This window comes from Leclercia barmai (genome assembly GCF_049312895.1).
GTDB classification, from domain to species: Bacteria; Pseudomonadota; Gammaproteobacteria; order Enterobacterales; family Enterobacteriaceae; genus Enterobacter; species Enterobacter barmai.
Genome location: NZ_JBMNWZ010000003.1, coordinates 22070 through 47648, shown reverse-complemented (window position 1 = coordinate 47648; position 25579 = coordinate 22070). Strand labels below are relative to the sequence as shown.

Here is a 25579-nt window from a genome sequence, read left to right as displayed (position 1 = left end):
TCACAACTCAAAGCTTCGCAAACACCCGACGCGCCGCGTCGATGGTGTTGTTGATATCCTCTTCGCTGTGCGCGACTGACATAAAGCCCGCCTCAAACGCCGACGGTGCCAGGTAAACGCCTTCCTCCAGCATCAGGTGGAAGAAACGCTTGAAGCGCTCAACGTCGCACTGCACCACATCCTGATAGCAGGTTACGGTTTTGGCTTCGGTGAAGAAGATGCCGAACATGCCGCCGACGTGGTTCACCACCAGCGGAATACCCGCGTCTTCTGCCGCTTCCAGCAGGCCATTTGCCAGCTGGGTGGTGCGCTCGGTCAGGGTGGTATGGATACCCGGTTGCGCCACTTCGGTGAGACAGGCGAAACCGGCGGCCATGGCAATCGGGTTACCGGACAAGGTGCCTGCCTGGTAAACCGGACCGGTAGGGGCCAGCGCGTCCATCACCTCTCTGCGGCCACCAAAGGCGCCCACCGGCATACCGCCGCCGATGATTTTGCCCAGACAGGTCAGATCCGGTACCACGTCGTAATAAGACTGGGCGCCCGCCAGTGCAACGCGGAAGCCGGTCATCACTTCGTCGATGATCAGCAGCGCGCCGAACTCGTCGCACAGCGCACGCAGGCCCTGCAGGAAGCCCGGCTGCGGTGGAATGCAGTTCATGTTGCCCGCTACCGGTTCAACGATGATGCAGGCGATCTCCTGCGGATACTGCTCAAAGGCGGCACGCACGGAGTCGAGATCGTTATAGGTGCAGGTCAGGGTGTGCTTCGCGAAGTCCGCCGGAACGCCCGGGGAGTTCGGCTGGCCGAGGGTCAGCGCGCCGGAACCGGCTTTCACCAGCAGGCAGTCGGCATGACCGTGGTAGCAGCCTTCGAATTTGATGATTTTGTCGCGGCCGGTAAAGCCGCGCGCCAGACGGATGGCGCTCATGGTCGCTTCGGTACCGGAGTTCACCATGCGCACCATATCCATGGTCGGCACCAGTTCGGTCACCAGCTCCGCCATTTTGACTTCCATTTCGGTCGGCGCGCCGAAGCTTAAGCCGCGCTCCGCCGCTTCGATCACCGCATTACGGATAGCCGGGTGGTTATGCCCTAAAACCATCGGGCCCCATGAGCCGACATAGTCGATATAGGCTTTGCCATCCACGTCATACAGATATGCGCCATCGGCACGTTCGATAAACAGCGGTGTACCGCCCACGCCGGTAAAGGCACGGACCGGGGAGTTAACACCGCCAGGGATAAGCTCGCGGGCTGCACTGTAGAGGTTTTCAGACTTGCTCATGGCGTGGTTCCTGGCTCGTATAAAATGATTAAGCCCACTATTCTAAGTTATTCGTGGAAGGTTATGAAATTTTTGCCCCATTAATCCATTAACAATTGTTAAGCAATTTCCAGGAGACGGCCGGGCTGTCTCTGGTAAACTCCCTGCGGCGATTTGTATGACGAAAAATTACAGGCAATGAAAGCAGATTCTCCCTCATTTGAAGAACAACAGTTTGCGCGTGCGCAACACCGTATCAGCATCCGGCGGCTGCTCAACCGCGACAAGACACCGCTGGCGATTTTACTGGGCGCGGCGGTTGTTGGCACGCTGGCGGGGCTGGTGGGCGTCGCGTTCGAAAAGGCCGTCAATGGCGTCCTTAACTGGCGTATTGGCACCGTGGCGGGTTACGCCGATCGTGAATGGCTGGTGTGGATCCTGGCCTTTGGTTTATCAGCACTGTTCGCGATGGTGGGGTATTTTCTGGTGCGTAAATTCGCTCCGGAAGCGGGCGGCTCGGGGATCCCTGAGATAGAAGGGGCGCTCGAAGAGCTGCGCCCGGTCCGCTGGTGGCGCGTCCTTCCGGTTAAATTTATCGGCGGGATGGGCACGCTGGGAGCGGGGATGGTACTCGGGCGCGAAGGACCGACCGTACAGCTGGGCGGCAATGTGGGCCGTATGGTCAGCGATCTGTTCAGGATGCGCAGCGCTGAAGCACGCCATACGCTGCTGGCAACCGGTGCCGCCGCGGGCCTTTCCGCCGCGTTCAACGCCCCGCTGGCGGGGATCCTGTTTATCATCGAAGAGATGCGCGCGCAGTTTCGCTATAACCTGATCTCGATTAAAGCGGTCTTTACCGGCGTGATTATGTCGAGCATTGTCTTTCGGTTATTTAATGGCGAAGGGGCGGTTATCGAGGTCGGTAAGTTAACCAACGCGCCGGTCAATACGCTGTGGCTCTATCTGATCCTCGGCATGATTTTTGGCATTGTCGGCCCGCTGTTTAATGCCCTTATTATTCGCGCGCAGGATATGTTCCAGCGGATCCACGGCGGTAACACCACCAGATGGGTGCTGGTGGGCGGCCTGCTGGGGGGCGTGTGCGGTGTGCTGGGCTTTATCGAACCCAACGCGGCAGGCGGTGGCTTTGGGCTGATCCCCATTGCAGCTGCGGGTAACTTCAGCATCGGCCTGCTGCTGTTTATGTTCATCTCCCGGGTCATTACCACCGTACTCTGCTTCTCCTCCGGCGCGCCCGGCGGCATTTTTGCCCCCATGCTGGCGTTGGGCACGTTGCTGGGCACGGCCTTTGGCATGGCCGCTGCCGCAGGTTTCCCGGCGTATCATCTTGAGGCTGGCACCTTTGCCGTCGCCGGAATGGGGGCGCTGCTGGCGGCGTCGCTGCGCGCGCCGCTCACCGGGATCGTGCTGGTGCTGGAGATGACCGACAATTACCAGCTCATTTTGCCAATGATCATTACCTGCCTGGGGGCCACACTATTAGCCCAGTTCCTCGGCGGAAAACCGCTATACTCCACCATTCTTGCCCGTACCCTGGCGAAGCAGAATACTTGAATGAATTACCAGGGTATTAGATAATGACAACAAGAATTGGGTGATTTTTACCCACTAGCAGTATTCATGGGAGCATAAGATGAGTGATGACGTAGCGCTGCCGTTGCAGTTTACCGAAGCAGCAGCCAAAAAAGTAAAAGACCTGATTTCCGATGAAGACAATCCGGAGCTGAAACTGCGTGTGTACATTACCGGCGGCGGCTGCAGCGGCTTCCAGTATGGATTCACCTTTGACGATCAGGTTAACGATGGTGACATGACCATTGAGAAGCAGGGCGTCGCGCTGGTCGTTGACCCGATGAGCCTGCAGTATCTGGTGGGTGGCTCTGTTGATTACACCGAAGGTCTGGAAGGTTCGCGCTTTGTGGTAACCAACCCGAACGCGACAAGCACCTGCGGGTGTGGTTCTTCGTTCAGCATCTGATGGTATGGCCGGGTGCCCTCATCCCGGCCCTCTCCCACAGGGAGAGGGAGCAAACACTAAAAACGGGAACCTTGAGGTTCCCGTTTTGCTTTTATTACCGCCCGTTTTCGTCCAGCGCGAAGGTCGGTAGCTTCAGGTGCCAGCGGATTGCCGCCAGCCTGATGGCCAGCGTGACCACCATTCCCAGCATCGCCGCCTGTTCCAGCGGAACATTAAAGGTGTACCACGCCGTGGCGTGGACGATCCCGCCCAGAATACAGGCCGTGGCGTAGATTTCCGTTCGCAGGATCATCGGCACTTCGCGCGCCAGAATATCGCGGATAATCCCGCCGCCCACGCCGGTGACTACCCCCATACAGATCGCCACCATCGGGCCGGTTCCGGCCATAAACGCCTTGTTGACCCCAATCCCGACAAACACCGCGAGACCCACCGCATCCAGCACCGGCAGCAGCCATTTCGGCAGGCGGCGCGGCTGGCGGACCAGGATAATGGTTAACATGCAGGTGACCATCGCCACCACCAGGTCGGTGGGATCTTTGACCCAGAATACCGGGCCATGATCGAGGGCCATATCGCGGATGGTTCCTCCGCCAACGGCGGTGACCACGCCCAACACCAGGACGCCAAATGGGTCCATGCGTAATTTACCGGCGAGCAGAACGCCGGAGATCGCAAAAACGGCTGTGCCAAGAATATCCAGCCAGTAAACGAGCATCGTAATCCTCGAGAAAATTAGTGGCTCTGCGACAGCGCAGAGCAGAGTTGTTTTGCGGCGAGGATAATACGCGGGCTCGCGCGCTCAAACCAGTCACTCTTAAGGGCAATTACCGGTATTTTTAACTGACTTTTCCAGTACTGCTCTATTTTGGGAATATCGCCTGCGGAACCGGCTACAACAATGGCCTGCGGCTGGCGCGCCAGAACCTGCTCGCGGCTAACCTGGGGCCAGGGCACCCGGCTGGCAGCAAAGATATTTTCTCCACCACAGAGTTCCAGTACCTGATGTTGCAAAGAGCCTTTGCTGGTAGTGAACAGGGGTTGCTGGCCAAACTGGATAAACACCCGCTTTTTCGGCAGTGTGCCGTATGTGGCCTTCAGGGCGGCATACTCCGTCAGCATCTGCTGCGCGGCCTGTTGCGCTTTTTGTGGTTCCGGGCTCCAGGGGGCAAGATCGCGAAGAGCCTGCGCAACCTGCTCAATGCTGGTGGCATCGATCCACTGCACTTTTATCCCCAGCGAGGCCAGCTGATTTACCTGTCGTTCGGCATTGCCGCCGCGCCAGGCCAGCACCAGATCGGGCTTAAGCGCGACGATGCGTTCAACGTTCATGCCTTGCCAGGTGGCGACCTGTTCAATTTTAGCCGCTTCGGGGGGATAGTCGGAATAGCTGCTGACCCCGACAGGGACGATCCCGGCGGCAAACGCCAGCTCGGTATTGGCGGGGGAGAGGGTAATAACACGCGGCGCGGCCAGAAGCCACGCCGGTGTCAGCAGAAACAGCGCAACAAGCGCTCTGATGAGCGGCTTAGCCACGCGCCAGTTTCTGTACCAGCGTCTCAACCATCAGGCTGGACTGTTTGGCGGCAACCACGAGGAACTCGTCGAAGCTCAGGTGAGACTGCTGATCGGCCACGTCGGAGATGGCGCGAACCACCACGAAAGGCACGCTGAAGTTATGACAAACGTGAGCGATAGCGGTGGCTTCCATTTCCACGGCAATCGCCTGCGGGAAGTTGTGACGGATTTTCGCCAGGTTCACGGAGCCGTTAATAAACGCATCACCGCTGACAATCAGGCCACGTACGGCGTTGAGGTTCAGCTCGGCGATGCAGCTTTCTGCGGCGGCAACCAGTTTGTCATCCGCTTTAAAGCCCGCCGGGCAGCCCGGAAGCTGGCCGTACTCGTAACCAAAGGCGGTCACATCGGCGTCGTGGTAGCGTGCTTCATCAGAAACCACGATGTCGCCCACTTTCAGGGTTGGCGCGAGACCGCCCGCAGAGCCGGTGTTAATGATCAGATCTGGCTTGCAGCGTTCCAGCAGCAGGGTAGCGCCCAGCGCGGCAGAAACTTTACCGATACCTGATTTCAGCAGAGCAACTTCAGTACCGTTCAGCGTGCCGGTGTAAATCTCACAGCCGCCCAGAGAGAGGGTCTGACGGTTCTCAATTTTGTCACGCAGCAGCGTAACTTCTTCTTCCATTGCTCCAATAATACCGATTTTCATAGATTTACTCGCGATGTGCCTTGTTAAGATGCATAGTCTATCATGCGGTTAAGGGGAAACGCATTCTCACGCGGGGGAGCACATGGCACCAATCGATTTTCGCACCAAAATTAACTGGCACCGTCGCTACCGCTCCCCACAGGGGAACAAGAGCGAACATGAGATCCTGCGGATCTTCGAAAGCGATCGCGGGCGCATCATTAACTCTCCGGCAATCCGTCGGTTGCAGCAAAAAACCCAGGTCTTTCCACTCGAACGCAACGCGGCCGTGCGCACCCGGCTCACCCACTCGCTGGAGGTGCAGCAGGTTGGCCGCTATATCGCAAAAGAGATTTTAAGCAGGCTCAAAGAGCAGCGCCTGCTGCAAACCTACGGACTGGACGAGCTGACGGGGCCGTTTGAAAGCATCGTTGAGATGGCGTGCCTGATGCACGACATCGGCAATCCGCCTTTTGGTCATTTTGGTGAAGCGGCGATCAATGACTGGTTCCGCCAGCGTCTTTATCCCGCCGATGCGGCCAGCCAGCCGCTGAGCGACGATCGTTGCCTGGTGCAGGATCTGCGGCTGCGCGAGGGCGAAGAGGCGCTGAACGTGCTGCGTCGCAAGGTGCGTCAGGATCTCTGTCATTTTGAGGGCAACGCGCAGGGGATCCGGCTGGTGCACTCCCTGATGCGCATGAACCTCACCTGGGCGCAGGTGGGGTGCATTCTGAAATATACCCGTCCCGCCTGGTGGCAGGGCGATCCCCCCGCGACGCACAATTATTTGATGAAAAAGCCGGGGTATTATTTCTCTGAAGAGAGCTATATCGAGCGCCTTCGTCAGGAACTCTCCCTGCCGCAGTATGGTCGTTTTCCATTAACCTGGATTATGGAAGCGGCGGATGATATCTCCTATTGCGTTGCCGATCTGGAAGATGCGGTCGAAAAAAGAATATTCAGCGTCGAGGGGCTTTATCAGCATCTTTATGATGCCTGGGGCAACCACGAAAAAGGGTCTTTATTTTCGCAGGTTGTCGAAAACGCCTGGGAGAAATCGCGCTCTAACACCCTGAGTCGGAGTACTGAAGATCAGTTCTTTATGTATTTACGCGTCAACACCCTGAATAAACTGGTGCCCTATGCGGCTGAACGTTTTATAGACAACATCGAGCAGATTTACCGCGGTGAATTTAACCATGCGCTGCTGGAAGACGACAGCGGTTTCAGCCAACTTCTTGAATTGTATAAGAATGTCGCCATGCGGCATGTGTTCAGTCATCCGGATGTTGAGCAGCTGGAATTACAGGGCTATCGGGTTATAACCGGCCTGCTGGAGATCTTCCGTCCGCTGCTGCAATTATCCGTGGACGATTTTAGCGAGCTGGTAGAAAAAGAACGGGTACGCCGTTTTCCGATTGAAACCCGGCTATTTCATAAACTTTCAACACGTCACCGGCTGGCGTATGTGGAATCGATCGGTAAATTAGACCGTCAGCAGACGGACTGGCCGGTGCTGGAGTTTTATTATCGCTGCCGCCTGATCCAGGACTATATCAGTGGAATGACGGACTTGTATGCATGGGATGAATACCGCAAGTTGATGGCGGTGGAATAAAGGTGAGTTTTGTAAAGACGGCCAATAAATTTTTACTTTTTCCAGAAACTTAATACCGGAACTAAGCGCAGCAAAACGAATCTGATATACACAGCAATTGTGCGTGACCTGTAAATCGAGATTAAGAAACATGAAAAAAACCACTTTAGCAATGAGTGCACTGGCTCTGAGTTTAGGATTAGCGTTGTCTCCTCTGTCTGCTAGCGCAGCGGAGACCGGATCGTCGGCAGCCACTGCGCAGCAGATGCCAAGCCTGGCGCCGATGCTGGAAAAAGTGATGCCATCGGTGGTCAGTATCAATGTCGAGGGCAGCACCACCGTCAACACGCCACGCATGCCACGTAACTTCCAGCAGTTCTTCGGCGACAACTCGCCGTTCTGCCAGGATGGTTCACCGTTCCAGAGCTCACCATTCTGTCAGGGCGGCGATGGCGGCGGCAACGGCGGCGGCCAGCAGCAGAAATTTATGGCGCTGGGTTCTGGCGTGATCATTGATGCGGCCAAAGGCTATGTTGTCACCAACAACCACGTGGTGGATAACGCCACCAGCATTAAGGTGCAGCTGAGCGACGGGCGTAAGCTCGACGCCAAAATGGTCGGGAAAGATCCTCGCTCTGATATTGCCCTGATTCAGATCCAGGATCCAAAAAACCTGACCGCGATTAAGCTCGCCGACTCTGACGCGCTGCGCGTGGGCGACTATACCGTGGCGATCGGTAACCCGTTCGGTCTGGGTGAGACGGTGACCTCCGGTATCGTTTCTGCCCTTGGTCGTAGCGGTCTGAATGCGGAAAACTACGAAAACTTTATCCAGACGGATGCGGCGATTAACCGTGGTAACTCCGGTGGCGCGCTGGTGAACCTCAACGGCGAGCTGATCGGGATTAACACCGCGATCCTCGCCCCGGACGGCGGTAACATCGGCATTGGCTTCGCCATCCCAAGCAACATGGTGAAAAACCTGACGGCGCAAATGGTCGAGTTTGGCCAGGTTAAACGCGGCGAGCTGGGAATTTTGGGTACCGAGCTGAACTCCGAGCTGGCGAAAGCCATGAAGGTTGATGCCCAGCGCGGTGCCTTTGTCAGCCAGGTGATGCCAAACTCCTCTGCGGCAAAAGCGGGGATCAAAGCCGGGGACGTGATCACCACCCTGAACGGCAAACCGGTGAGCAGCTTCGCGGCACTGCGTGCAGAAGTGGGCTCTATGCCGGTCGGCAGCAAAGTGAGCCTGGGCCTGCTGCGTGAAGGTAAACCGGTAACCGTAAATCTGGAACTGCAGCAGAGCAGCCAGAACCAGGTGGATGCCGGAACCATCTTCAGTGGTATCGAAGGTGCGGATATGAGCAACAAGGGCCAGGATAAAGGCGTGTCGGTGGACAACGTTAAAGCCAATAGCCCGGCTGCCCGTATCGGCCTGAAGAAAGGGGATGTGATTATCGGCGCTAACCAGCAGCCGGTTAAGAACATCGCTGAACTGCGCAAAATTCTCGACAGCAAACCGTCGGTGCTGGCGTTGAATATCCAGCGTGGTGATACCTCTCTCTATCTGCTGATGCAGTAACCCGTTCAGCCCCTGTTTCTGCCTGGAAACAGGGGCTTTTACTTTCCTTTCTGTGAACCCTTCCACAAGTCCATACTTCTCCCTGTGAGTTTGTGCATTCGCACAATGCGACGCTGAATAATCTTCCTTATGCTTGAGCTCTGCTCAGAGGAGGGCGACATGGCTGGCTGGCATCTTGATACCAAAATGGCGCAGGATATCGTGGCACGAACGATGCGCATCATTGACACCAATATCAACGTGATGGACGCTCGCGGCCGGATCATTGGCAGCGGCGATCGCGAGCGTATTGGGGAATTGCACGAAGGTGCGCTGCTGGTGCTCTCCCAGGGGCGCGTGGTGGATATTGATGACGCGGTGGCGCGACATCTTCACGGCGTGCGCCAGGGGATCAACCTGCCGCTGCGTCTGGAGGGGGAAATCGTCGGGGTTATTGGCCTGACCGGTGAGCCGGAATCCCTGCGCAAATACGGTGAGCTGGTCTGCATGACCGCAGAGATGATGCTGGAGCAGTCCCGCCTGATGCACTTGCTGGCGCAGGACAGCCGTCTGCGTGAAGAGCTGGTGATGAACCTGATCCAGGCGGAAGAGCATACCCCGGCATTAACGGAGTGGGCGCAACGTCTGGGCATCGATCTCAATCAGCCCCGCGTGGTGGCGGTGATCGAGGTGGACAGCGGTCAGCTGGGCGTCGACAGTGCCATGGTGGAGTTGCAGCAGCTGCAGAACGCGCTGGCCACGCCGGAGCGTAATAACCTGGTGGCGATCGTCTCGTTAACCGAGATGGTGGTGCTGAAACCGGCGTTGAACCAGTTCGGCCGCTGGGATGCGGAAGATCATCGTCGGCGCGTGGAACAGCTGATTGCGCGGATGAAAGAGAACGGCCAGCTGCGTTTTCGCGTGGCGCTAGGCAACTACTTTACCGGGCCGGGGAGCATTGCGCGTTCGTGGCGTACCGCCCGCACGACCATGATGGTTGGCAAGCAGCGTATGCCGGAACACCGTAGCTATTTTTACCAGGATTTGATGCTGCCGGTGCTGCTCGACAGCCTGCGCGGCGGCTGGCAGGCCAACGAACTGGCGCGCCCGCTGGTGCGGCTGAAGGCAATGGATAACAACGGCCTGCTGCGGCGCACGCTGCAGGCGTGGTTCCGTCATAACGTGCAGCCGCTGGCCACGTCGAAGGCGCTCTTTATCCACCGTAATACGCTGGAGTACCGCCTGAACCGCATTTCGGAGCTGACGGGGCTGGATCTGGGGAATTTTGACGACCGGCTGTTGCTGTATGTTGCGTTGCAGTTGGACGAGCAGCGGTGACGTTGTTTGCCGGGTGGCGGCTGCGCCTTATCCGGCCAAGGTAAAAGCAAAACGGCAACCCAAGGTTGCCGTTTTTAGTGTTTGCACCCTCTCCCGGTGGGAGAGGGCCGGGGTGAGGGCATCATGCCGCACCGGGAATTACTTATTACGGGTCAGCTTCTCAAGATCCGCTTCGATTTCCGTGATCTTGTGGGCAACCACGCTTTCCAGATGACGCAGGTCATCAAGGATCTTACGTTTCAGATCAACTTCAGTGCGATCGCGCTGGCAAATCTGATCCAGTTCATCAATCACATAGCGCAGATTCGGGCTGATCTCCTGCACCTCTTTGTAACCCTGACCGATGCCATCGGCAACGACAGTTTTACGCTGGCGCGGGTACTTAAACTTTACGCTCTTGGCGAAGAACTCGCCCTTATCCTTGTGGAAATAGATTTTCAGGATATCGTTATTGGCTTCCTGACGGAGGCTGTAACGGTCAATTTCATCAGGATTAGTAATGCCCAGACTTTTCAGATTATCGTACATAGCGGTACCCTTGATCTCAACATAACCCATGAATAATTCACGAAAAAATCTATTTTCGCCACCCTCAGATATAAAAAAAGCGGGGTTGCCCCCGCTTTTTGTTATACCCGATTAATCGATGGTACGCAGCAGTTCATTGATGCCCACTTTGCCGCGGGTTTTCGCATCGACTTTTTTGACGATAACCGCACAGTACAGGCTGTATTTGCCATCTTTTGATGGCAGGTTGCCGGAAACCACCACGGAACCCGCCGGTACACGACCGTAATGCACTTCACCGGTTTCACGATCGTAAATACGGGTGCTCTGGCCGATGTAGACGCCCATGGAGATCACGGAGCCTTCTTCGACAATCACGCCTTCAACTACTTCGGAACGTGCGCCGATGAAGCAGTTGTCTTCGATGATGGTTGGGTTCGCCTGCAGCGGCTCAAGAACACCACCGATACCCACGCCGCCAGAGAGGTGGACGTTTTTACCGATCTGCGCGCAGGAACCTACGGTCGCCCAGGTATCCACCATGGTACCTTCGTCAACGTAAGCACCGATGTTCACGTAAGATGGCATCAGCACGGTGTTACGGGCAATGAATGCACCCTGACGAACAGCTGCCGGTGGCACCACGCGGAAACCTTCTTTCTGGAAACGCGCTTCGTCGTAATCAGCGAATTTCATGGGTACTTTATCGAAGTAGCGGCTTTCCGCACCGTCGATAACCTGGTTATCGTTAATACGGAAAGAGAGCAGTACCGCTTTCTTCAGCCACTGATGAGTGACCCACTGACCGTCGATTTTTTCCGCTACACGCAGTGCGCCGGAATCAAGCAGAGAAATAACCTGATTAACCGCCTCACGGGTCACGGTGTCTACATTTGCCGGCGTAATGTCGGCGCGACGCTCAAAAGCGGACTCAATAACGTTCTGTAACTGCTGCATAGTTCAACTCTTTCCAGGTAAAAAAAAACATCACCCTTTATCGTTTGGATTGAGGGCTGCTGTCAACCGTTGTTGCACTTCCTGTTGCAGGGCATTATTAAGCCCACGACGGTCGGCGGTGGCGATTATAAATAAATCTTCTACTCGCTCGCCAATGGTTGTAATTCTGGCGCCGTGCAGCGAAATTCCCAGATCGGCAAAAACCTGCCCGACCCGGGCGAGGAGCCCTGGCTGGTCGAGCGCGATCAGCTCCAGGAACGATTTGCGGTCGGTATGGGTCGGCAGGAAATTGACCTCGGTATCGACGGTAAAGTGGCGCAGTTTTGCCGGCTGTCGACGCGGCTGCGGTGGCTGCCAGCTGCGCTGGGTAATCGCCTGCTCTAGTCCGTAGCGAATGGGCTCGTGTCGGTCGGCCGACAGCGGGCTGCCGTCCGGCTCCAGTACAATAAAGGTATCCATCGCCATGCCGTCGCGGGTCGTGAAGATCTGCGCGTCGTGCACGCTGAGGTTACGTCTGTCGAGTTCCGCACACACCGCCGCGAAGAGGTAAGGGCGGTCGGGACTCCAGATGAAGATCTCGGTTCCACCACGGGTCGCCTGCGGGCTCAGCAGGATCAGCGGCTTCGTCAGGTCGTGCTGCAGCAGATGGCGCGCGTGCCAGGCCAGCTGGTTTGGACTGTGGCGGACAAAATAGTTGGCGCGACAGCGGGCCCAAATCAGATGCAGCGCCTCCTCTTTGATATTTTCCATCCGCAACAGCGCCAGAGCCTGCATCTGGTGATGGCGCACGCGCTCACGCATGTCCGGCGTGCTCTGCATTCCGCGACGCAGCTGTTTTTCGGTAGCGAAATAGAGCTCGCGCAGCAGGCTCTGCTTCCAGCTGTTCCACAGCGTTTCGTTGGTGGCGCAGATGTCGGCTACCGTCAGGCAGACCAGGAAACGCAGGCGGTTCTCCGTCTGCACCGCTTCGGCGAACTGCTTGATCACTTCCGGATCCTGAATATCACGGCGCTGGGCGGTCACGGACATCAGCAGATGGTGACGAACCAGCCAGGCCACCAGCTGCGTTTCACGTGAATTAAGCCCGTGTAGCTCGGCGAATTTCAGGACGTCTTCCGCGCCGAGGATCGAATGGTCGCCGCCGCGCCCTTTGGCGATGTCGTGGAACAGGGCGGCAATCAGGATCAGCTCCGGGTTGGTCAGGCGAGGCCAGAGCTCAACGCAGAGCGGGTGGCGGCTGCGCACCTCCTCCTGAGCAAAACTTTCCAGCTTCAGCATCACGCGGATGGTGTGTTCATCAACGGTATAGGCATGGAAAAGGTCAAACTGCATCTGACCGACAATATGCGACCACTGCGGCATATAGGCCCAGAGCACGCTGTGACGGTGCATCGGCAGCAGCCCGCGTCTTACCGCGCCCGGATGACGCAGCATGCTCAGAAACAGCGAACGCGCCTCGGGGATGTAGCACAGCGGCTGAGTAAGATGGCGGCGGGCGTGGCGCAGATGGCGCAGGGTGGTGGAGTAGATCCCGGTAATGGAGCTGTTACGCACCATGGCGTAGAACATCCGCAGGATCGCTTCCGGTTTGCGGATAAACAGCGTCTCGTCGCGCAGGTCGATCAGCGCACCGCGCAGCTGGAATTCATCATCAATCGGGCGCGGTTTTTCATCGGCGGTCAGGGCGAGGATGGCCTCATCAAACAGCTGTAACAGCATCTGATTCAGCTCACCCACGCGGCGGGTGACGCGGAAGAAATCCTTCATCATCTGCTCAACCGGCTCGTTGCCTTCGCCGCTGTAGTGCAGGCGCTGGGCGACGCTTAACTGACGATCGAACAGTAGGCGGTTGTCGTAGCGGGTCACTTCCAGATGCAGCGCAAAACGGATGCGCCACAGCAGATGCAGACACTCATTCAGCTCGGTACGCTCCGCTTCGGTGAGAAAACCAAAGCCGACCATCTCATCCAGCGAGGTGGCGCCGAAATGGCGGCGGGCCACCCACTGCAGGGTATGGATATCGCGCAGGCCGCCCGGGCTGCTTTTTATGTCGGGCTCCAGGTTGTAGCTGGTGCCGTGGTAGCGCTGGTGGCGCACCTGCTGTTCATCGACCTTCGCGGCGAAGAACTTCTCCGACGGCCAGAAGCCGTCGCTGAAGATGTGCTTTTGTAGCTCGAGGAAGAGTGCGACGTCGCCGATCAGCAGGCGTGATTCAATCAGGTTAGTGGCGACGGTGAGATCGGACAGCCCCTCCAGCAGACACTCTTCCAGGGTGCGTACGCTGTGGCCGACCTCCAGCTTGACGTCCCACAGCAGGGTCAGCAGCTCGCCGATTTTTTGCGCCTGTTCGTCAGGCAGCTTTTTGCGACTCAGGATCAGCAGGTCGATATCCGACAGCGGGTGCAGTTCGCCACGGCCATAGCCGCCGACGGCCACCAGCGCCACGTCGCCTAACTGACCAAAACCGTAATCAATCCATAAACGCTGCAGAAGCTGGTCAATAAATTCTGTGCGGGCTTCAATCAGCGCTTCGGCGGAGATCCCGCTGTCAAAGGCGTCACCCAGCCAGCGCTGAAAAATGTCGATATGCGCTTTGATGCCCGCGCAGGTCAGCTCGGCCGTGGGCCAGACGCCGGGGTTATCCGGCTGGCCAGGCAGGGTGGGGAGTGCCGTATTGGCATACTGTTCGGGTAAAAGGTTACTCATTGCGCGCCACCCATAAGAAAAAACGATAGCCATTAAAAAAGCCGGCATTTGCCGGCTTCTTATCATGCGTCTTGCGAGAGTATCGCCGGGATGGTGTCATCCTTGCGTAACGTCAGAATTTCGCAGCCGTTGTCTGTCACCACAATAGTATGCTCGTACTGGGCAGACAAGCTCCGGTCTTTGGTTTTCACCGTCCAGCCGTCTTTCATGGTACGGATGCGGTAATCACCTGAGTTGACCATCGGCTCGATGGTGAAGGTCATGCCCGCCTGCAGCACCACGCCGCCGTCATCGGCATCATAGTGCAGAACCTGTGGCTCTTCGTGGAAGACACGGCCAATGCCGTGACCGCAGTATTCGCGCACCACAGAGAAGCCCTGGGCTTCAACGAATTTCTGGATAGCCGCACCAAGGGTACGCAGGCGAATGCCGGGTTTAACCATCTTCAGCGCCAGGTAGAGGCTCTCCTGGGTCACTTTGCACAGACGCTCACCCAGAATGGTCGGTTTACCGACGATGAACATCTTAGAGGTGTCACCGTGGTATTCATCTTTAATGACGGTCACGTCGATGTTAACGATATCGCCATCTTTCAGCAGTTTTTCGTCATCCGGAATGCCGTGGCAGACCACTTCATTAATAGAGATGCAAACGGATTTCGGGAAGCCGTGATAGCCGAGGCAGGCGGAAACCGCATGTTGCTCGTTCACGATATAGTCGTTACAGATACGATCCAGCTCGCCGGTGCTGACGCCCGGCTTAACGAATGGCTCGATCATTTCCAGCACTTCAGCGGCCAGACGACCGGCGACGCGCATCTTTTCAATTTCTTCAGGTGTCTTAATAGAGATAGCCATGTAATCTGTCCATCAGTGTCGTTTTTTTCGACAATACTAGTCTAAGTGTTGTCAATGGTATCAGTCTGGCGCACATGCTGCCAAATTGAGATTCCTTTACCGCACACACGGCCAACAATTGTTGGTTTCGGGTAGCGTTTTGTGGTATAAAGCGCGCCGGACTTCCGATCCATTTCAGATACACAGGATGGACGGGAGCGACAAATCTCACTTTGTGTAACAACACACACGTATCGGCACATATTCCGGGGTGCCCTTTGGGGTCGGTAATATGGGATACGTGGAGGCATAACCCCAACTTTTAAATAGAGGTTTTAAAACATGGCAACTGTTTCCATGCGCGACATGCTCAAGGCTGGTGTTCACTTCGGTCACCAGACCCGTTACTGGAACCCGAAAATGAAGCCTTTCATCTTCGGCGCACGTAACAAAGTTCACATCATCAACCTTGAGAAAACTGTACCAATGTTCAACGAAGCCCTGGCTGAGCTGAACAAGATCTCTTCCCGTAAAGGTAAGATTCTGTTCGTTGGTACTAAGCGCGCTGCAAGCGAAGCTGTGAAAGAAGCTGCTAACAGCTGCGACCAGTTCTTCGTGAACCATCGCTGGCTGGGCGGTATGCTGACTAACTGGAAAACCGTTCGTCAGTCTATCAAGCGCCTGAAAGATCTGGAAACCCAGTCTCAGGACGGTACTTTCGAAAAGCTGACCAAAAAAGAAGCGCTGATGCGCACTCGTGAGCTGGACAAGCTGGAAAACAGCCTGGGCGGTATCAAAGATATGGGCGGCCTGCCAGACGCGCTGTTCGTTATCGATGCTGACCACGAGCACATCGCAATCAAAGAAGCTAACAACCTGGGTATCCCAGTATTCGCAATCGTTGATACCAACTCCGATCCGGACGGTGTTGACTTCGTTATCCCGGGTAACGACGATGCAATCCGTGCTGTTAGCCTGTACCTGAGCGCTGTAGCTACTACCGTTCGTGAAGGCCGTTCCCAGGATCTGGCTTCTCAGGCGGAAGAAAGCTTCGTAGAAGCTGAATAATAAGGTTCTACCCCTTATTAGTACCGTGTATGAATAGGGGCCCATTATCGGCCCCTTTTTTCAATTTATACTGTTTGGCCGCTGGCCGGGCAGTTCACATCTCCCGAGGATTTAAGAATGGCTGAAATTACCGCATCCCTGGTAAAAGAGCTGCGTGAGCGTACTGGCGCAGGCATGATGGATTGCAAAAAAGCGCTGACTGAAGCGAACGGCGACATCGAGCTGGCAATCGAAAACATGCGTAAATCCGGTGCGATCAAAGCAGCTAAGAAAGCAGGCAACGTTGCTGCTGACGGCGTGATCATCACTAAGATCGACGGCACCTACGGCATCATTCTGGAAGTTAACTGCCAGACTGACTTCGTTGCTAAAGATGGCGGTTTCCAGGCATTTGCTAACAAAGTTCTGGACGCAGCTATTGCTGGCAAAATCACTGACGTTGAAGTTCTGAAAGCACAGTTCGAAGAAGAACGTGTTGCTCTGGTTGCTAAAATCGGTGAGAACATCAACATCCGTCGCGTTTCTTCTCTGGAAGGCGACGTTCTGGGTTCATACCAGCACGGCGCACGTATCGGTGTTCTGGTTGCTGCTAAAGGCGCTGACGAAGAGCTGGTTAAACAGCTGGCAATGCACATCGCTGCAAGCAAACCAGAATTCGTTAAGCCAGAAGACGTGTCTGCTGAAGTAGTAGAAAAAGAGTACCAGGTTCAGCTGGACATCGCCATGCAGTCTGGCAAGCCAAAAGAAATCGCAGAGAAAATGGTTGAAGGCCGCATGAAGAAATTCACCGGCGAAGTTTCTCTGACTGGCCAGCCATTCGTTATGGATCCAAGCAAAACTGTTGCTCAGCTGCTGAAAGAGCACAACGCTGACGTAACTGGCTTCATCCGCTTCGAAGTGGGCGAAGGCATCGAGAAAGTTGAGACTGACTTCGCAGCAGAAGTTGCTGCAATGTCCAAGCAGTCTTAATCAGCGAAAAGAAGCCGCCTGAGGGCGGCTTCTTTTTGTGTACGTCTGTGTAAATCAGCCAGGCGCCTATAGAGTCTGTGTTGAATTGCGATATAACATGTCGCCAGAATTAACCCCCATCTTAATCGTTGACAGTCCCAGGAAAGAAATATGGCTACCAATGCAAAACCCGTTTACAAACGCATTCTGCTTAAGCTGAGTGGCGAAGCGCTGCAGGGGTCGGAAGGCTTCGGTATTGACGCAAGCATCCTTGACCGCATGGCGCAGGAGATCAAAGAACTGGTTGAACTGGGCATCCAGGTTGGCGTAGTCATTGGCGGTGGTAACCTTTTCCGTGGCGCAGGTCTGGCAAAAGCCGGCATGAACCGCGTTGTGGGCGATCACATGGGTATGCTGGCAACGGTCATGAATGGCCTGGCAATGCGTGATGCCCTGCATCGTGCCTATGTGAATGCGCGCCTGATGTCCGCTATTCCGCTGAATGGCGTATGTGATAACTACAGCTGGGCCGAAGCGATCAGCCTGCTGCGCAATAACCGCGTGGTGATCCTCTCCGCCGGTACGGGTAATCCGTTCTTTACGACCGACTCCGCAGCCTGCCTGCGCGGTATCGAAATCGAAGCCGATGTGGTACTGAAAGCCACCAAAGTGGATGGCGTGTTTACTGCCGATCCGGCAAAAGATCCTGCTGCAACCATGTACGATCAGCTGACCTACAGCGAAGTACTGGATAAAGAGCTGAAAGTGATGGATCTTGCCGCCTTCACGCTGGCCCGCGACCACAAATTGCCGATTCGTGTCTTCAACATGAACAAGCCTGGCGCACTGCGCCGCGTTGTTATGGGCGAAAAAGAAGGCACTTTGATCACGGAGTAATTTCCGTTGACGATAAATACAGGTAAGATTCCGCTCTACATTGTAGTGATATCTTACCTGGACGCGCCTTTGGCGTTGTCATGAATTAAACGCGACTATACTTAGCACACCTGTAGCAGCTGTGCTGGCGGATAGTCTGCCTGAGACAAGTTTTCAAGGATTCGTAACGTGATTAACGACATCAGAAAAGATGCTGAAGTACGCATGGACAAATGTGTAGAAGCGTTCAAAACCCAAATCAGCAAAATTCGTACTGGCCGTGCTTCTCCAAGCCTGCTGGATGGCATCGTCGTGGAATACTACGGTACGCCAACGCCGCTGCGTCAGTTGGCGCAGGTTACGGTTGAAGATACCCGTACGCTGAAAATCAACGTGTTCGACCGCTCTATGGGTCCGGCCGTTGAGAAAGCGATCATGGCGTCCGATCTGGGTCTGAACCCAAGCTCAGCAGGCACCGATATTCGCGTTCCGCTGCCACCGCTGACCGAAGAGCGTCGTAAAGACCTGATCAAAGTGGTTCGTGGCGAAGCCGAGCAGGGCCGCGTTTCCGTGCGTAACGTTCGTCGTGACGCGAACGATAAAGTAAAGGCGCTGCTGAAAGAGAAAGAGATCAGTGAAGACGACGATCGCCGTTCTCAGGACGACGTTCAGAAACTGACTGATGCCGCTATCAAGAAAATTGACGCGGCGCTGGCAGAAAAAGAAGCAGAGCTGATGCAGTTCTGATTTCTGTCGTAATCTGATAAAACGCCGTACAGAAGGCCTTTGGGCTTTGCTGGCGGCGTTTTGCTTTTCTGGTTCACTATTCCGGGCATCTCATGAAGCAATTAACTCTCCTTGGCTCGACCGGCTCCATTGGTTGCAGCACTCTCGATGTTGTTCGCCATAACCCAGACCACTACGCGGTGGCCGCCCTTGTCGCAGGCAAAAATGTTCACCGTATGGTGGAACAGTGTCTGGAGTTTACCCCGCGCTACGCGGTGATGGATGATGAAGCGAGCGCCCGGCAGGTTAAGGCGTTGCTGGCGGAGAAGGGGAGTCGCACCGAGGTGTTAAGCGGGCCAGAGGCTGCCTGCGAAATGGCCGCGCTGGATGACGTCGACCAGGTAATGGCCGCTATCGTGGGTGCGGCGGGACTGCTGCCGACGCTTGCCGCCATCGATGCCGGAAAATCCGTTTTGCTGGCAAACAAAGAGTCCCTTGTGACCTGTGGTCGTCTGTTTATGGATGCCGTGAAGCGCAATGGCGCGCGTCTTTTGCCGGTAGATAGCGAACATAACGCGATTTTTCAGAGTTTACCGCAACCCTTTCAGGAGAACCTGGGGTACGCTGATCTCGAGCAGAATGGCGTCTCTTCTATCCTGCTTACCGGGTCTGGTGGCCCGTTTCGTGACACACCGCTGTCTGAACTGGTCTCAATGACCCCGGATCAGGCATGCTGTCACCCGAACTGGTCGATGGGGCGTAAAATTTCCGTTGATTCGGCCACCATGATGAATAAAGGTCTGGAATATATTGAAGCCCGCTGGTTGTTCAACGCCTCGGCAGCGCAGATGGAAGTGTTGATTCACCCGCAGTCGGTGATCCACTCCATGGTACGTTATCGTGATGGCAGCGTGATGGCACAGTTAGGTGAACCCGATATGCGTACGCCTATCGCCCATACCATGGCCTGGCCGAACCGCGTGCTTTCAGGCGTTAAGCCGCTCGATTTCTGTAAACTGAGTGCGCTGACCTTCAGCGCGCCTGATTATCAGCGCTATCCGTGCCTGAAGCTGGCGATGGAAGCCTTCGAGCAGGGGCAGGCGGCAACGACCGCACTTAACGCGGCGAACGAAATCGCTGTCGCTGCCTTCCTTGATAATCGGATCCGCTTTACGGATATCGCTGCACTGAACCTGTCTGTTCTTGAGGCGATGGATTTACGCGAACCGCAAAGTGTGGATGACGTATTGACCGTCGATGCGAACGCCAGAGCCACGGCGCAAAAAGCGGTGACGCACCTCGCAAGCTGGTGATAATCCACCCGCAGGTGGTCATGCCATTTGTTAGCGTTGGGCTTCAGTGATATAGTCTGCGCCACCTGATTGCGGGTTGTTGACGTTACGTGGTCAGGTAAGCCGTGGTATGACACGGCTTTTTTACGTAAAGGCTTCAGTATTCCTGAGTACCGTTAAATCCTTTCAGGGACCAAAAACGCGTTATGTTGTCTGCGAACCAACCAATAAGCGAAAACTTGCCAGCTCATGGCTGTCGTCATGTAGCAATCATCATGGATGGCAATGGCCGCTGGGCGAAAAGACAAGGGAAGATCCGAGCCTTTGGGCATAAAGCTGGGGCAAAATCTGTGCGCCGCGCTGTTTCTTTTGCCGCCAATAACGGCATTGACGCGTTAACGCTCTATGCTTTCAGCAGTGAAAACTGGAATCGACCTGCGCAGGAAGTTAGCGCGTTGATGGAATTGTTCGTGTGGGCGCTCGACAGCGAAGTAAAAAGCCTGCACCGCCACAACGTTCGCCTGCGGATTATCGGCGATACCAGTCGTTTTAACTCACGTCTGCAGGAACGCATTCGTAAAGCGGAAGCATTAACCGGGCAAAACACCGGCTTAACGCTCAATATCGCGGCGAATTATGGCGGACGTTGGGATATTGTCCAGGGTGTGCGGCAATTGGCTGAACAGGTTCAGGAAGGGCTCATAAGGCCGGACCAGATTGATGAAGAGGCGCTGAGCAAGCAAATCTGCATGAGTGAACTGACACCCGTGGATTTAGTAATTAGGACAGGGGGAGAACATCGCATCAGTAACTTTTTGCTGTGGCAAATTGCCTATGCCGAACTTTACTTTACAGATGTTCTTTGGCCCGATTTTGATGAACAAGACTTTGAAGGTGCGCTGCATGCCTTTGCCAATCGAGAGCGTCGTTTCGGTGGTACCGAGCCTGGTGGCGACAACGCCTGATGGGGGTAGCTTTTGCTGAAGTATCGCCTGATTTCTGCGTTTGTTTTAATACCTGTTGTCATCGCAGCGCTGTTTTTACTGCCTCCGGTGGGATTTGCTATTGTCACACTGGTCGTCTGCATGCTGGCGGCGTGGGAATGGGGACAGCTTAGCGGCTTTACCTCGCGTTCCCAGCGGGTATGGCTGGCGGTGCTGTGCGGCCTGATGCTGGCGCTGATGCTCTTTATGCTGCCAGAGTACCATCACAATATTCATCAGCCGATCATTGCAGGTTCGCTCTGGCTTTCGCTAGGATGGTGGCTGGCAGCGTTGCTGCTGGTGCTTTTCTATCCGGGCTCTGCCTCGCTGTGGCGTAACTCTAAAGTGTTGCGCCTCTGTTTTGGGCTGTTCACCATCGTTCCTTTCTTCTGGGGAATGCTTGCCCTCCGTACCTGGCACTACGACGACAACCCTTACAGCGGCGCGTTATGGCTGCTCTATGTCATGATTCTCGTCTGGGGGGCTGACTCTGGCGCCTATATGTTTGGTAAACTGTTTGGCAAACATAAACTGGCCCCGAAGGTCTCCCCGGGTAAAACCTGGCAGGGCTTTATCGGCGGTCTGTTTACGGCGGCGATTATCTCCTGGGGTTATGGTGTATGGGCCAACCTCGAGGTCGCACCGGCAACATTACTGGTCTGTTCAATCGTTGCAGCGCTGGCTTCCGTGCTGGGTGATTTGACCGAGAGTATGTTTAAGCGTGAAGCAGGGATCAAAGACAGTGGCAATCTCATTCCAGGGCACGGCGGTATCCTGGATCGCATAGACAGCCTGACGGCAGCAGTTCCCGTGTTTGCCTGCCTGTTTTTACTGGTGTTTGGGACGATTTAACGGAAGGTTTTATGCTTAGCATTCTCTGGAATCTGGCGGCGTTCATTGTTGCACTGGGTGTACTAATCACGGTGCATGAATTTGGCCATTTCTGGGTTGCTCGGCGCTGTGGCGTGCGTGTTGAGCGCTTTTCCATTGGCTTTGGTAAAGCGCTCTGGCGTCGTAACGACCGCCACGGCACAGAATTTGTTATTGCCCTCATCCCCTTAGGCGGCTACGTCAAAATGCTGGATGAACGCGTAGAGCCGGTTGCGCCTGAAGTGCGCCACTACGCGTTCAACAACAAAACGGTTGGCCAGCGCGCCGCTATTATTGCTGCCGGTCCGGTTGCAAACTTCATCTTCGCCATCTTTGCTTACTGGCTGGTGTTTATCATCGGTGTCCCTGGTGTTCGTCCGGTTGTTGGTGAAATTACGCCCAACTCCATCGCGGCAAGCGCGCAAATTAATCCGGGCATGGAACTTAAAGCAATTGATGGTATCGAAACCCCTGATTGGGATGCCGTTCGGTTGCAACTGGTGGCTAAAATTGGCGATGAGAAGACGACCGTCAGCGTGTCGCCTTTCGGTTCTGACCAGCGTCAGGACAAAATTCTGGATTTACGCCACTGGACCTTTGAGCCGGATAAAGAAGATCCCGTTGCGGCATTAGGCATTCGGCCACGTGGCGCACAGATTGAACCGGTGCTGGCAGAAGTCCAGGCTGATTCAGCGGCGCGTAAAGCAGGTTTGCAAGCAGGCGACAGGATCGTTAAAGTCGATGGTCAGCCTTTAACGCAATGGATGACTTTTGTTACTCTGGTGCGCGATAACCCAGGTACGCCACTGGCGCTGGAGATAGAAAGGCAGGGGAGTCCGCTCTCCTTAACGTTGATTCCGGATACCAAACCGGGCGGCGGTAAGGCTGAAGGATTCGCAGGCGTGGTGCCTAAAGTGATCCCGCTGCCTGATGAGTACAAGACAATACGCCAGTATGGGCCGTTCAGCGCCATCCTTGAAGCCACGGATAAAACATGGCAACTGATGAAGCTGACCGTGCAGATGCTGGGTAAATTGATTACCGGTGACGTAAAACTGAACAACCTCAGTGGGCCGATCTCGATCGCTCAGGGGGCTGGGATGTCAGCAGAGTTCGGGGTGATTTACTATCTGATGTTTTTGGCGCTCATTAGCGTAAACCTCGGGATAATCAACCTGTTCCCACTTCCCGTCTTAGACGGGGGTCATCTGCTGTTTTTAGCGATAGAGAAGCTAAAAGGCGGGCCGGTATCCGAGCGAGTTCAAGACTTTAGTTATCGCATTGGTTCGATTTTACTGGTGCTGTTAATGGGGCTTGCACTTTTCAATGATTTCTCTCGGTTGTAAGAGAGTGTTAGGAAGAACGCATAATAACGATGGCGATGAAAAAGTTGCTCATAGCGTCGCTGCTGTTTAGCAGCGCGACCGTATACGGTGCTGACGGGTTCGTAGTGAGAGATATTCATTTCGAAGGCCTTCAGCGAGTCGCCGTTGGTGCGGCCCTCCTCAGTATGCCAGTGCGCCCAGGCGACACGGTTAATGATGAAGACATTAGTAATACCATTCGCGCCCTGTTTGCCACCGGCAACTTCGAGGACGTACGCGTTCTGCGCGATGGTGATACGCTGCTCGTTCAGGTAAAAGAGCGTCCGACAATTGCCAGCATCACCTTCTCCGGCAACAAGTCGGTGAAAGACGATATGCTCAAGCAGAACCTCGAGGCCTCTGGCGTCCGTGTCGGCGAATCCCTGGATCGCACCACCCTGTCTGATATCGAGAAAGGGCTGGAAGATTTCTACTACAGCGTCGGTAAATACAGCGCGAGCGTAAAAGCGGTTGTGACGCCACTGCCGCGTAACCGTGTCGATCTGAAACTGGTCTTCCAGGAAGGTGTTTCCGCGAAGATTCAGCAGATCAACATCGTGGGTAACCACGCGTTCAGCACCGATGAACTGATCTCAACGTTCCAGCTGCGTGACGAAGTGCCGTGGTGGAACGTGGTGGGCGACCGTAAATACCAGAAACAGAAACTGGCGGGCGATCTCGAGACCCTGCGCAGCTACTATCTGGACCGTGGTTATGCCCGTTTCAACATCGACTCGACTCAGGTTAGCCTGACGCCGGACAAGAAGGGTATCTACATCACGGTCAACATTACCGAAGGCGATCAGTACAAGCTTTCAGGTGTTGAAGTGAGTGGCAACCTGGCGGGTCACTCTGCTGAGATCGAAAGCCTGACCAAATTGCAGCCGGGTGAACTCTATAGCGGTTCGAAAGTGACCAAAATGGAAGACGGCATTAAAAAGCTGCTCGGCCGTTATGGTTATGCTTACCCGCGCGTTCAGACCCAGCCTGAAATTAACGATACGGATAAAACCGTTAAGCTCCACGTTAACGTCGATGCGGGCAACCGTTTCTACGTGCGTAAGATCCGCTTTGAGGGTAATGATACCTCCAAAGATGCCGTACTGCGCCGCGAAATGCGCCAGATGGAAGGGGCCTGGCTGGGCAGCGACCTGGTCGATCAGGGTAAAGAGCGTCTGAACCGTCTGGGCTACTTCGAAACGGTTGATACCGACACCCAGCGTGTTCCAGGTAAACCGGATCAGGTCGACGTCGTTTACAAGGTTAAAGAGCGTAACACCGGTAGCTTTAACTTTGGTGTCGGTTACGGCACAGAGAGTGGTGTCAGCTTCCAGGTGGGCGTACAGCAGGATAACTGGTTAGGTACAGGTTACTCCGTCGGTATCAACGGAACCAAAAACGACTACCAGACTTACTCTGAACTCTCCGTGACAAACCCTTACTTCACCGTTGATGGTGTGAGTCTGGGCGGTCGTATTTTCTATAACGACTTTAAAGCGGATGATGCGGACCTGTCTTCGTATACCAACAAAAGTTACGGCTTAGACGGTACGCTCGGATTCCCGATCAACGAATACAACACCCTGCGTGCGGGCTTAGGTTATGTGCATAACGACCTGTCCAACATGCAGCCGCAGGTGGCAATGTGGCGTTATCTGGACTCTATCGGACAGCCTGCCAGCACCTCGAATGATGACAACGGCTTTGCCGCCGATGACTTCACCTTCAACTATGGCTGGACGTACAACCGCCTCGACCGTGGTTTCTTCCCGACCGAAGGTTCGCGCGTCAACCTGAACGGTAAAGTGACAATCCCGGGCTCGGATAACGAGTTCTACAAGGTTACGCTGGATACTGCGTCCTACTTCCCGATCGACGAAGATCATAAATGGGTGGTTCTGGGTCGTACGCGTTGGGGTTACGGCGATGGCTTAGGTGGCAAAGAACTGCCATTCTATGAGAACTTCTACGCCGGTGGTTCCAGCACCGTACGTGGCTTCCAGTCCAATAACATTGGTCCGAAAGCGGCCTACTACGGCGGCAACGACGAAGATAACTGCGATAAGGCGTCTTCTAGCGAAGTATGTAGCTCTGATGATGCAGTGGGCGGTAACGCCATGGGTGTCGCCAGCCTGGAGTTTATTACTCCTACGCCGTTCATCAGCGATAAGTATGCCAATTCCGTACGTACCTCGTTCTTCCTGGATGCAGGTACCGTATGGGATACTAACTGGCAGAATACGGCTGAAACGAGAGCTGCGGGCATTCCTGACTACAGCGATCCGAGCAATATTCGTATGTCTGCCGGTCTCGCACTACAATGGATGTCACCGCTGGGGCCGTTGGTCTTCTCCTACGCCCAGCCGTTTAAGAAATACGAGGGAGACAAAGCGGAGCAGTTCCAGTTTAACATTGGTAAAACCTGGTAATTGTCCGTTGCAACGGAATGCGTTGGCAGTGTAGCGCTGACAACTGGCG

General features: G+C 55.1%; 22 protein-coding genes. 14 read left to right on the top strand and 8 right to left on the bottom strand.

What is annotated here, in order from left to right; translation table 11 throughout:
* Positions 1 to 7: 7 nt before the first annotated feature.
* A complete protein-coding gene (gene hemL / locus ACOYA6_RS12940; RefSeq protein ID WP_422654801.1) occupies positions 8 to 1288 on the bottom strand; it encodes a glutamate-1-semialdehyde 2,1-aminomutase in 1281 nt (426 codons plus the stop codon).
* A 177-nt stretch (positions 1289 to 1465) separates the two neighbouring features.
* Here hemL and clcA point away from each other — a divergent pair, with 177 nt between their 5' ends.
* Together clcA and erpA are read left to right on the top strand one after the other, a co-directional pair.
* Positions 1466 to 2842, top strand: coding sequence for a H(+)/Cl(-) exchange transporter ClcA (clcA, locus tag ACOYA6_RS12935; RefSeq protein WP_039030320.1), 1377 nt, complete (start codon positions 1466 to 1468; stop codon positions 2840 to 2842).
* A gap of 79 nt (positions 2843 to 2921) precedes the next feature.
* Positions 2922 to 3266: an iron-sulfur cluster insertion protein ErpA gene (gene erpA, locus ACOYA6_RS12930; RefSeq protein ID WP_039030319.1), complete on the top strand. Its 345-nt coding sequence runs from the start codon at positions 2922 to 2924 to the stop codon at positions 3264 to 3266.
* A 94-nt stretch (positions 3267 to 3360) separates the two neighbouring features.
* On the opposite strand, the gene ACOYA6_RS12925 is transcribed toward erpA, so the two are convergent.
* Genes ACOYA6_RS12925 through mtnN form a run of 3 tightly spaced genes read right to left on the bottom strand, consistent with a single transcriptional unit; the run spans position 3361 to position 5493 of the window.
* Positions 3361 to 3984 (bottom strand): TRIC cation channel family protein, encoded by a 624-nt coding sequence (locus ACOYA6_RS12925; RefSeq protein ID WP_223074941.1) that lies wholly within the window; start codon positions 3982 to 3984, stop codon positions 3361 to 3363.
* Between the two features lie 17 nt (positions 3985 to 4001).
* A complete protein-coding gene (btuF, locus tag ACOYA6_RS12920; protein WP_139564353.1) occupies positions 4002 to 4802 on the bottom strand; it encodes a vitamin B12 ABC transporter substrate-binding protein BtuF in 801 nt (266 codons plus the stop codon).
* Positions 4795 to 5493 (bottom strand): 5'-methylthioadenosine/S-adenosylhomocysteine nucleosidase, encoded by a 699-nt coding sequence (mtnN, locus tag ACOYA6_RS12915; protein ID WP_039030316.1) that lies wholly within the window; start codon positions 5491 to 5493, stop codon positions 4795 to 4797. Before mtnN ends, btuF begins: the two co-directional genes overlap by 8 nt.
* Positions 5494 to 5575: 82 nt before the next feature.
* Between mtnN and dgt the strand changes: the two genes are divergently transcribed.
* The 3 genes from dgt (at position 5576) to cdaR (ending at position 9968) form a co-directional block, all read left to right on the top strand.
* On the top strand, positions 5576 to 7090 hold the full coding sequence (gene dgt, locus ACOYA6_RS12910; RefSeq protein ID WP_422654800.1) for a dGTPase: 1515 nt from the start codon (positions 5576 to 5578) through the stop codon (positions 7088 to 7090).
* A gap of 130 nt (positions 7091 to 7220) precedes the next feature.
* Positions 7221 to 8651, top strand: a complete 1431-nt coding sequence (gene degP / locus ACOYA6_RS12905) for a serine endoprotease DegP (RefSeq protein ID WP_039030314.1) — start codon at positions 7221 to 7223, stop codon at positions 8649 to 8651.
* Between the two features lie 159 nt (positions 8652 to 8810).
* Positions 8811 to 9968 (top strand): DNA-binding transcriptional regulator CdaR, encoded by a 1158-nt coding sequence (cdaR, locus tag ACOYA6_RS12900; protein ID WP_422654799.1) that lies wholly within the window; start codon positions 8811 to 8813, stop codon positions 9966 to 9968.
* A 138-nt stretch (positions 9969 to 10106) separates the two neighbouring features.
* On the opposite strand, the gene ACOYA6_RS12895 is transcribed toward cdaR, so the two are convergent.
* From ACOYA6_RS12895 to map, 4 genes are all read right to left on the bottom strand, one after another.
* A complete protein-coding gene (locus tag ACOYA6_RS12895) occupies positions 10107 to 10496 on the bottom strand; it encodes a DUF3461 family protein (RefSeq protein WP_032616607.1) in 390 nt (129 codons plus the stop codon).
* Between the two features lie 111 nt (positions 10497 to 10607).
* Positions 10608 to 11432, bottom strand: coding sequence for a 2,3,4,5-tetrahydropyridine-2,6-dicarboxylate N-succinyltransferase (gene dapD / locus ACOYA6_RS12890; protein WP_039030312.1), 825 nt, complete (start codon positions 11430 to 11432; stop codon positions 10608 to 10610).
* A gap of 30 nt (positions 11433 to 11462) precedes the next feature.
* Positions 11463 to 14138, bottom strand: a complete 2676-nt coding sequence (gene glnD / locus ACOYA6_RS12885) for a bifunctional uridylyltransferase/uridylyl-removing protein GlnD (protein ID WP_039030623.1) — start codon at positions 14136 to 14138, stop codon at positions 11463 to 11465.
* Positions 14139 to 14200: 62 nt separating this feature from the next.
* Positions 14201 to 14995, bottom strand: a complete 795-nt coding sequence (map, locus tag ACOYA6_RS12880) for a type I methionyl aminopeptidase (protein ID WP_138370465.1) — start codon at positions 14993 to 14995, stop codon at positions 14201 to 14203.
* Between the two features lie 321 nt (positions 14996 to 15316).
* On the opposite strand from map, the gene rpsB reads away from it, so the two are divergent.
* The 9 genes from rpsB (at position 15317) to bamA (ending at position 25530) form a co-directional block, all read left to right on the top strand.
* Entirely contained in the window at positions 15317 to 16042 is a 726-nt protein-coding gene (gene rpsB, locus ACOYA6_RS12875) for a 30S ribosomal protein S2 (RefSeq protein WP_103178332.1), read from the top strand.
* A 117-nt stretch (positions 16043 to 16159) separates the two neighbouring features.
* Positions 16160 to 17011 (top strand): translation elongation factor Ts, encoded by an 852-nt coding sequence (tsf, locus tag ACOYA6_RS12870; protein ID WP_039030310.1) that lies wholly within the window; start codon positions 16160 to 16162, stop codon positions 17009 to 17011.
* A 150-nt stretch (positions 17012 to 17161) separates the two neighbouring features.
* Positions 17162 to 17887: a UMP kinase gene (gene pyrH, locus ACOYA6_RS12865; RefSeq protein WP_032616613.1), complete on the top strand. Its 726-nt coding sequence runs from the start codon at positions 17162 to 17164 to the stop codon at positions 17885 to 17887.
* Between the two features lie 168 nt (positions 17888 to 18055).
* Positions 18056 to 18613: a ribosome recycling factor gene (frr, locus tag ACOYA6_RS12860; RefSeq protein WP_039030309.1), complete on the top strand. Its 558-nt coding sequence runs from the start codon at positions 18056 to 18058 to the stop codon at positions 18611 to 18613.
* 92 nt (positions 18614 to 18705) lie between these two features.
* Positions 18706 to 19905, top strand: coding sequence for a 1-deoxy-D-xylulose-5-phosphate reductoisomerase (ispC, locus tag ACOYA6_RS12855; protein ID WP_422654798.1), 1200 nt, complete (start codon positions 18706 to 18708; stop codon positions 19903 to 19905).
* A 185-nt stretch (positions 19906 to 20090) separates the two neighbouring features.
* Positions 20091 to 20849 (top strand): (2E,6E)-farnesyl-diphosphate-specific ditrans,polycis-undecaprenyl-diphosphate synthase, encoded by a 759-nt coding sequence (gene ispU / locus ACOYA6_RS12850; RefSeq protein ID WP_039030307.1) that lies wholly within the window; start codon positions 20091 to 20093, stop codon positions 20847 to 20849.
* A 12-nt stretch (positions 20850 to 20861) separates the two neighbouring features.
* On the top strand, positions 20862 to 21719 hold the full coding sequence (cdsA, locus tag ACOYA6_RS12845) for a phosphatidate cytidylyltransferase (protein ID WP_039030306.1): 858 nt from the start codon (positions 20862 to 20864) through the stop codon (positions 21717 to 21719).
* Between the two features lie 11 nt (positions 21720 to 21730).
* Positions 21731 to 23083 (top strand): sigma E protease regulator RseP, encoded by a 1353-nt coding sequence (gene rseP / locus ACOYA6_RS12840; protein WP_039030305.1) that lies wholly within the window; start codon positions 21731 to 21733, stop codon positions 23081 to 23083.
* A gap of 29 nt (positions 23084 to 23112) precedes the next feature.
* Positions 23113 to 25530, top strand: a complete 2418-nt coding sequence (gene bamA / locus ACOYA6_RS12835) for an outer membrane protein assembly factor BamA (protein ID WP_039030304.1) — start codon at positions 23113 to 23115, stop codon at positions 25528 to 25530.
* Positions 25531 to 25579 lie beyond the last annotated feature (49 nt).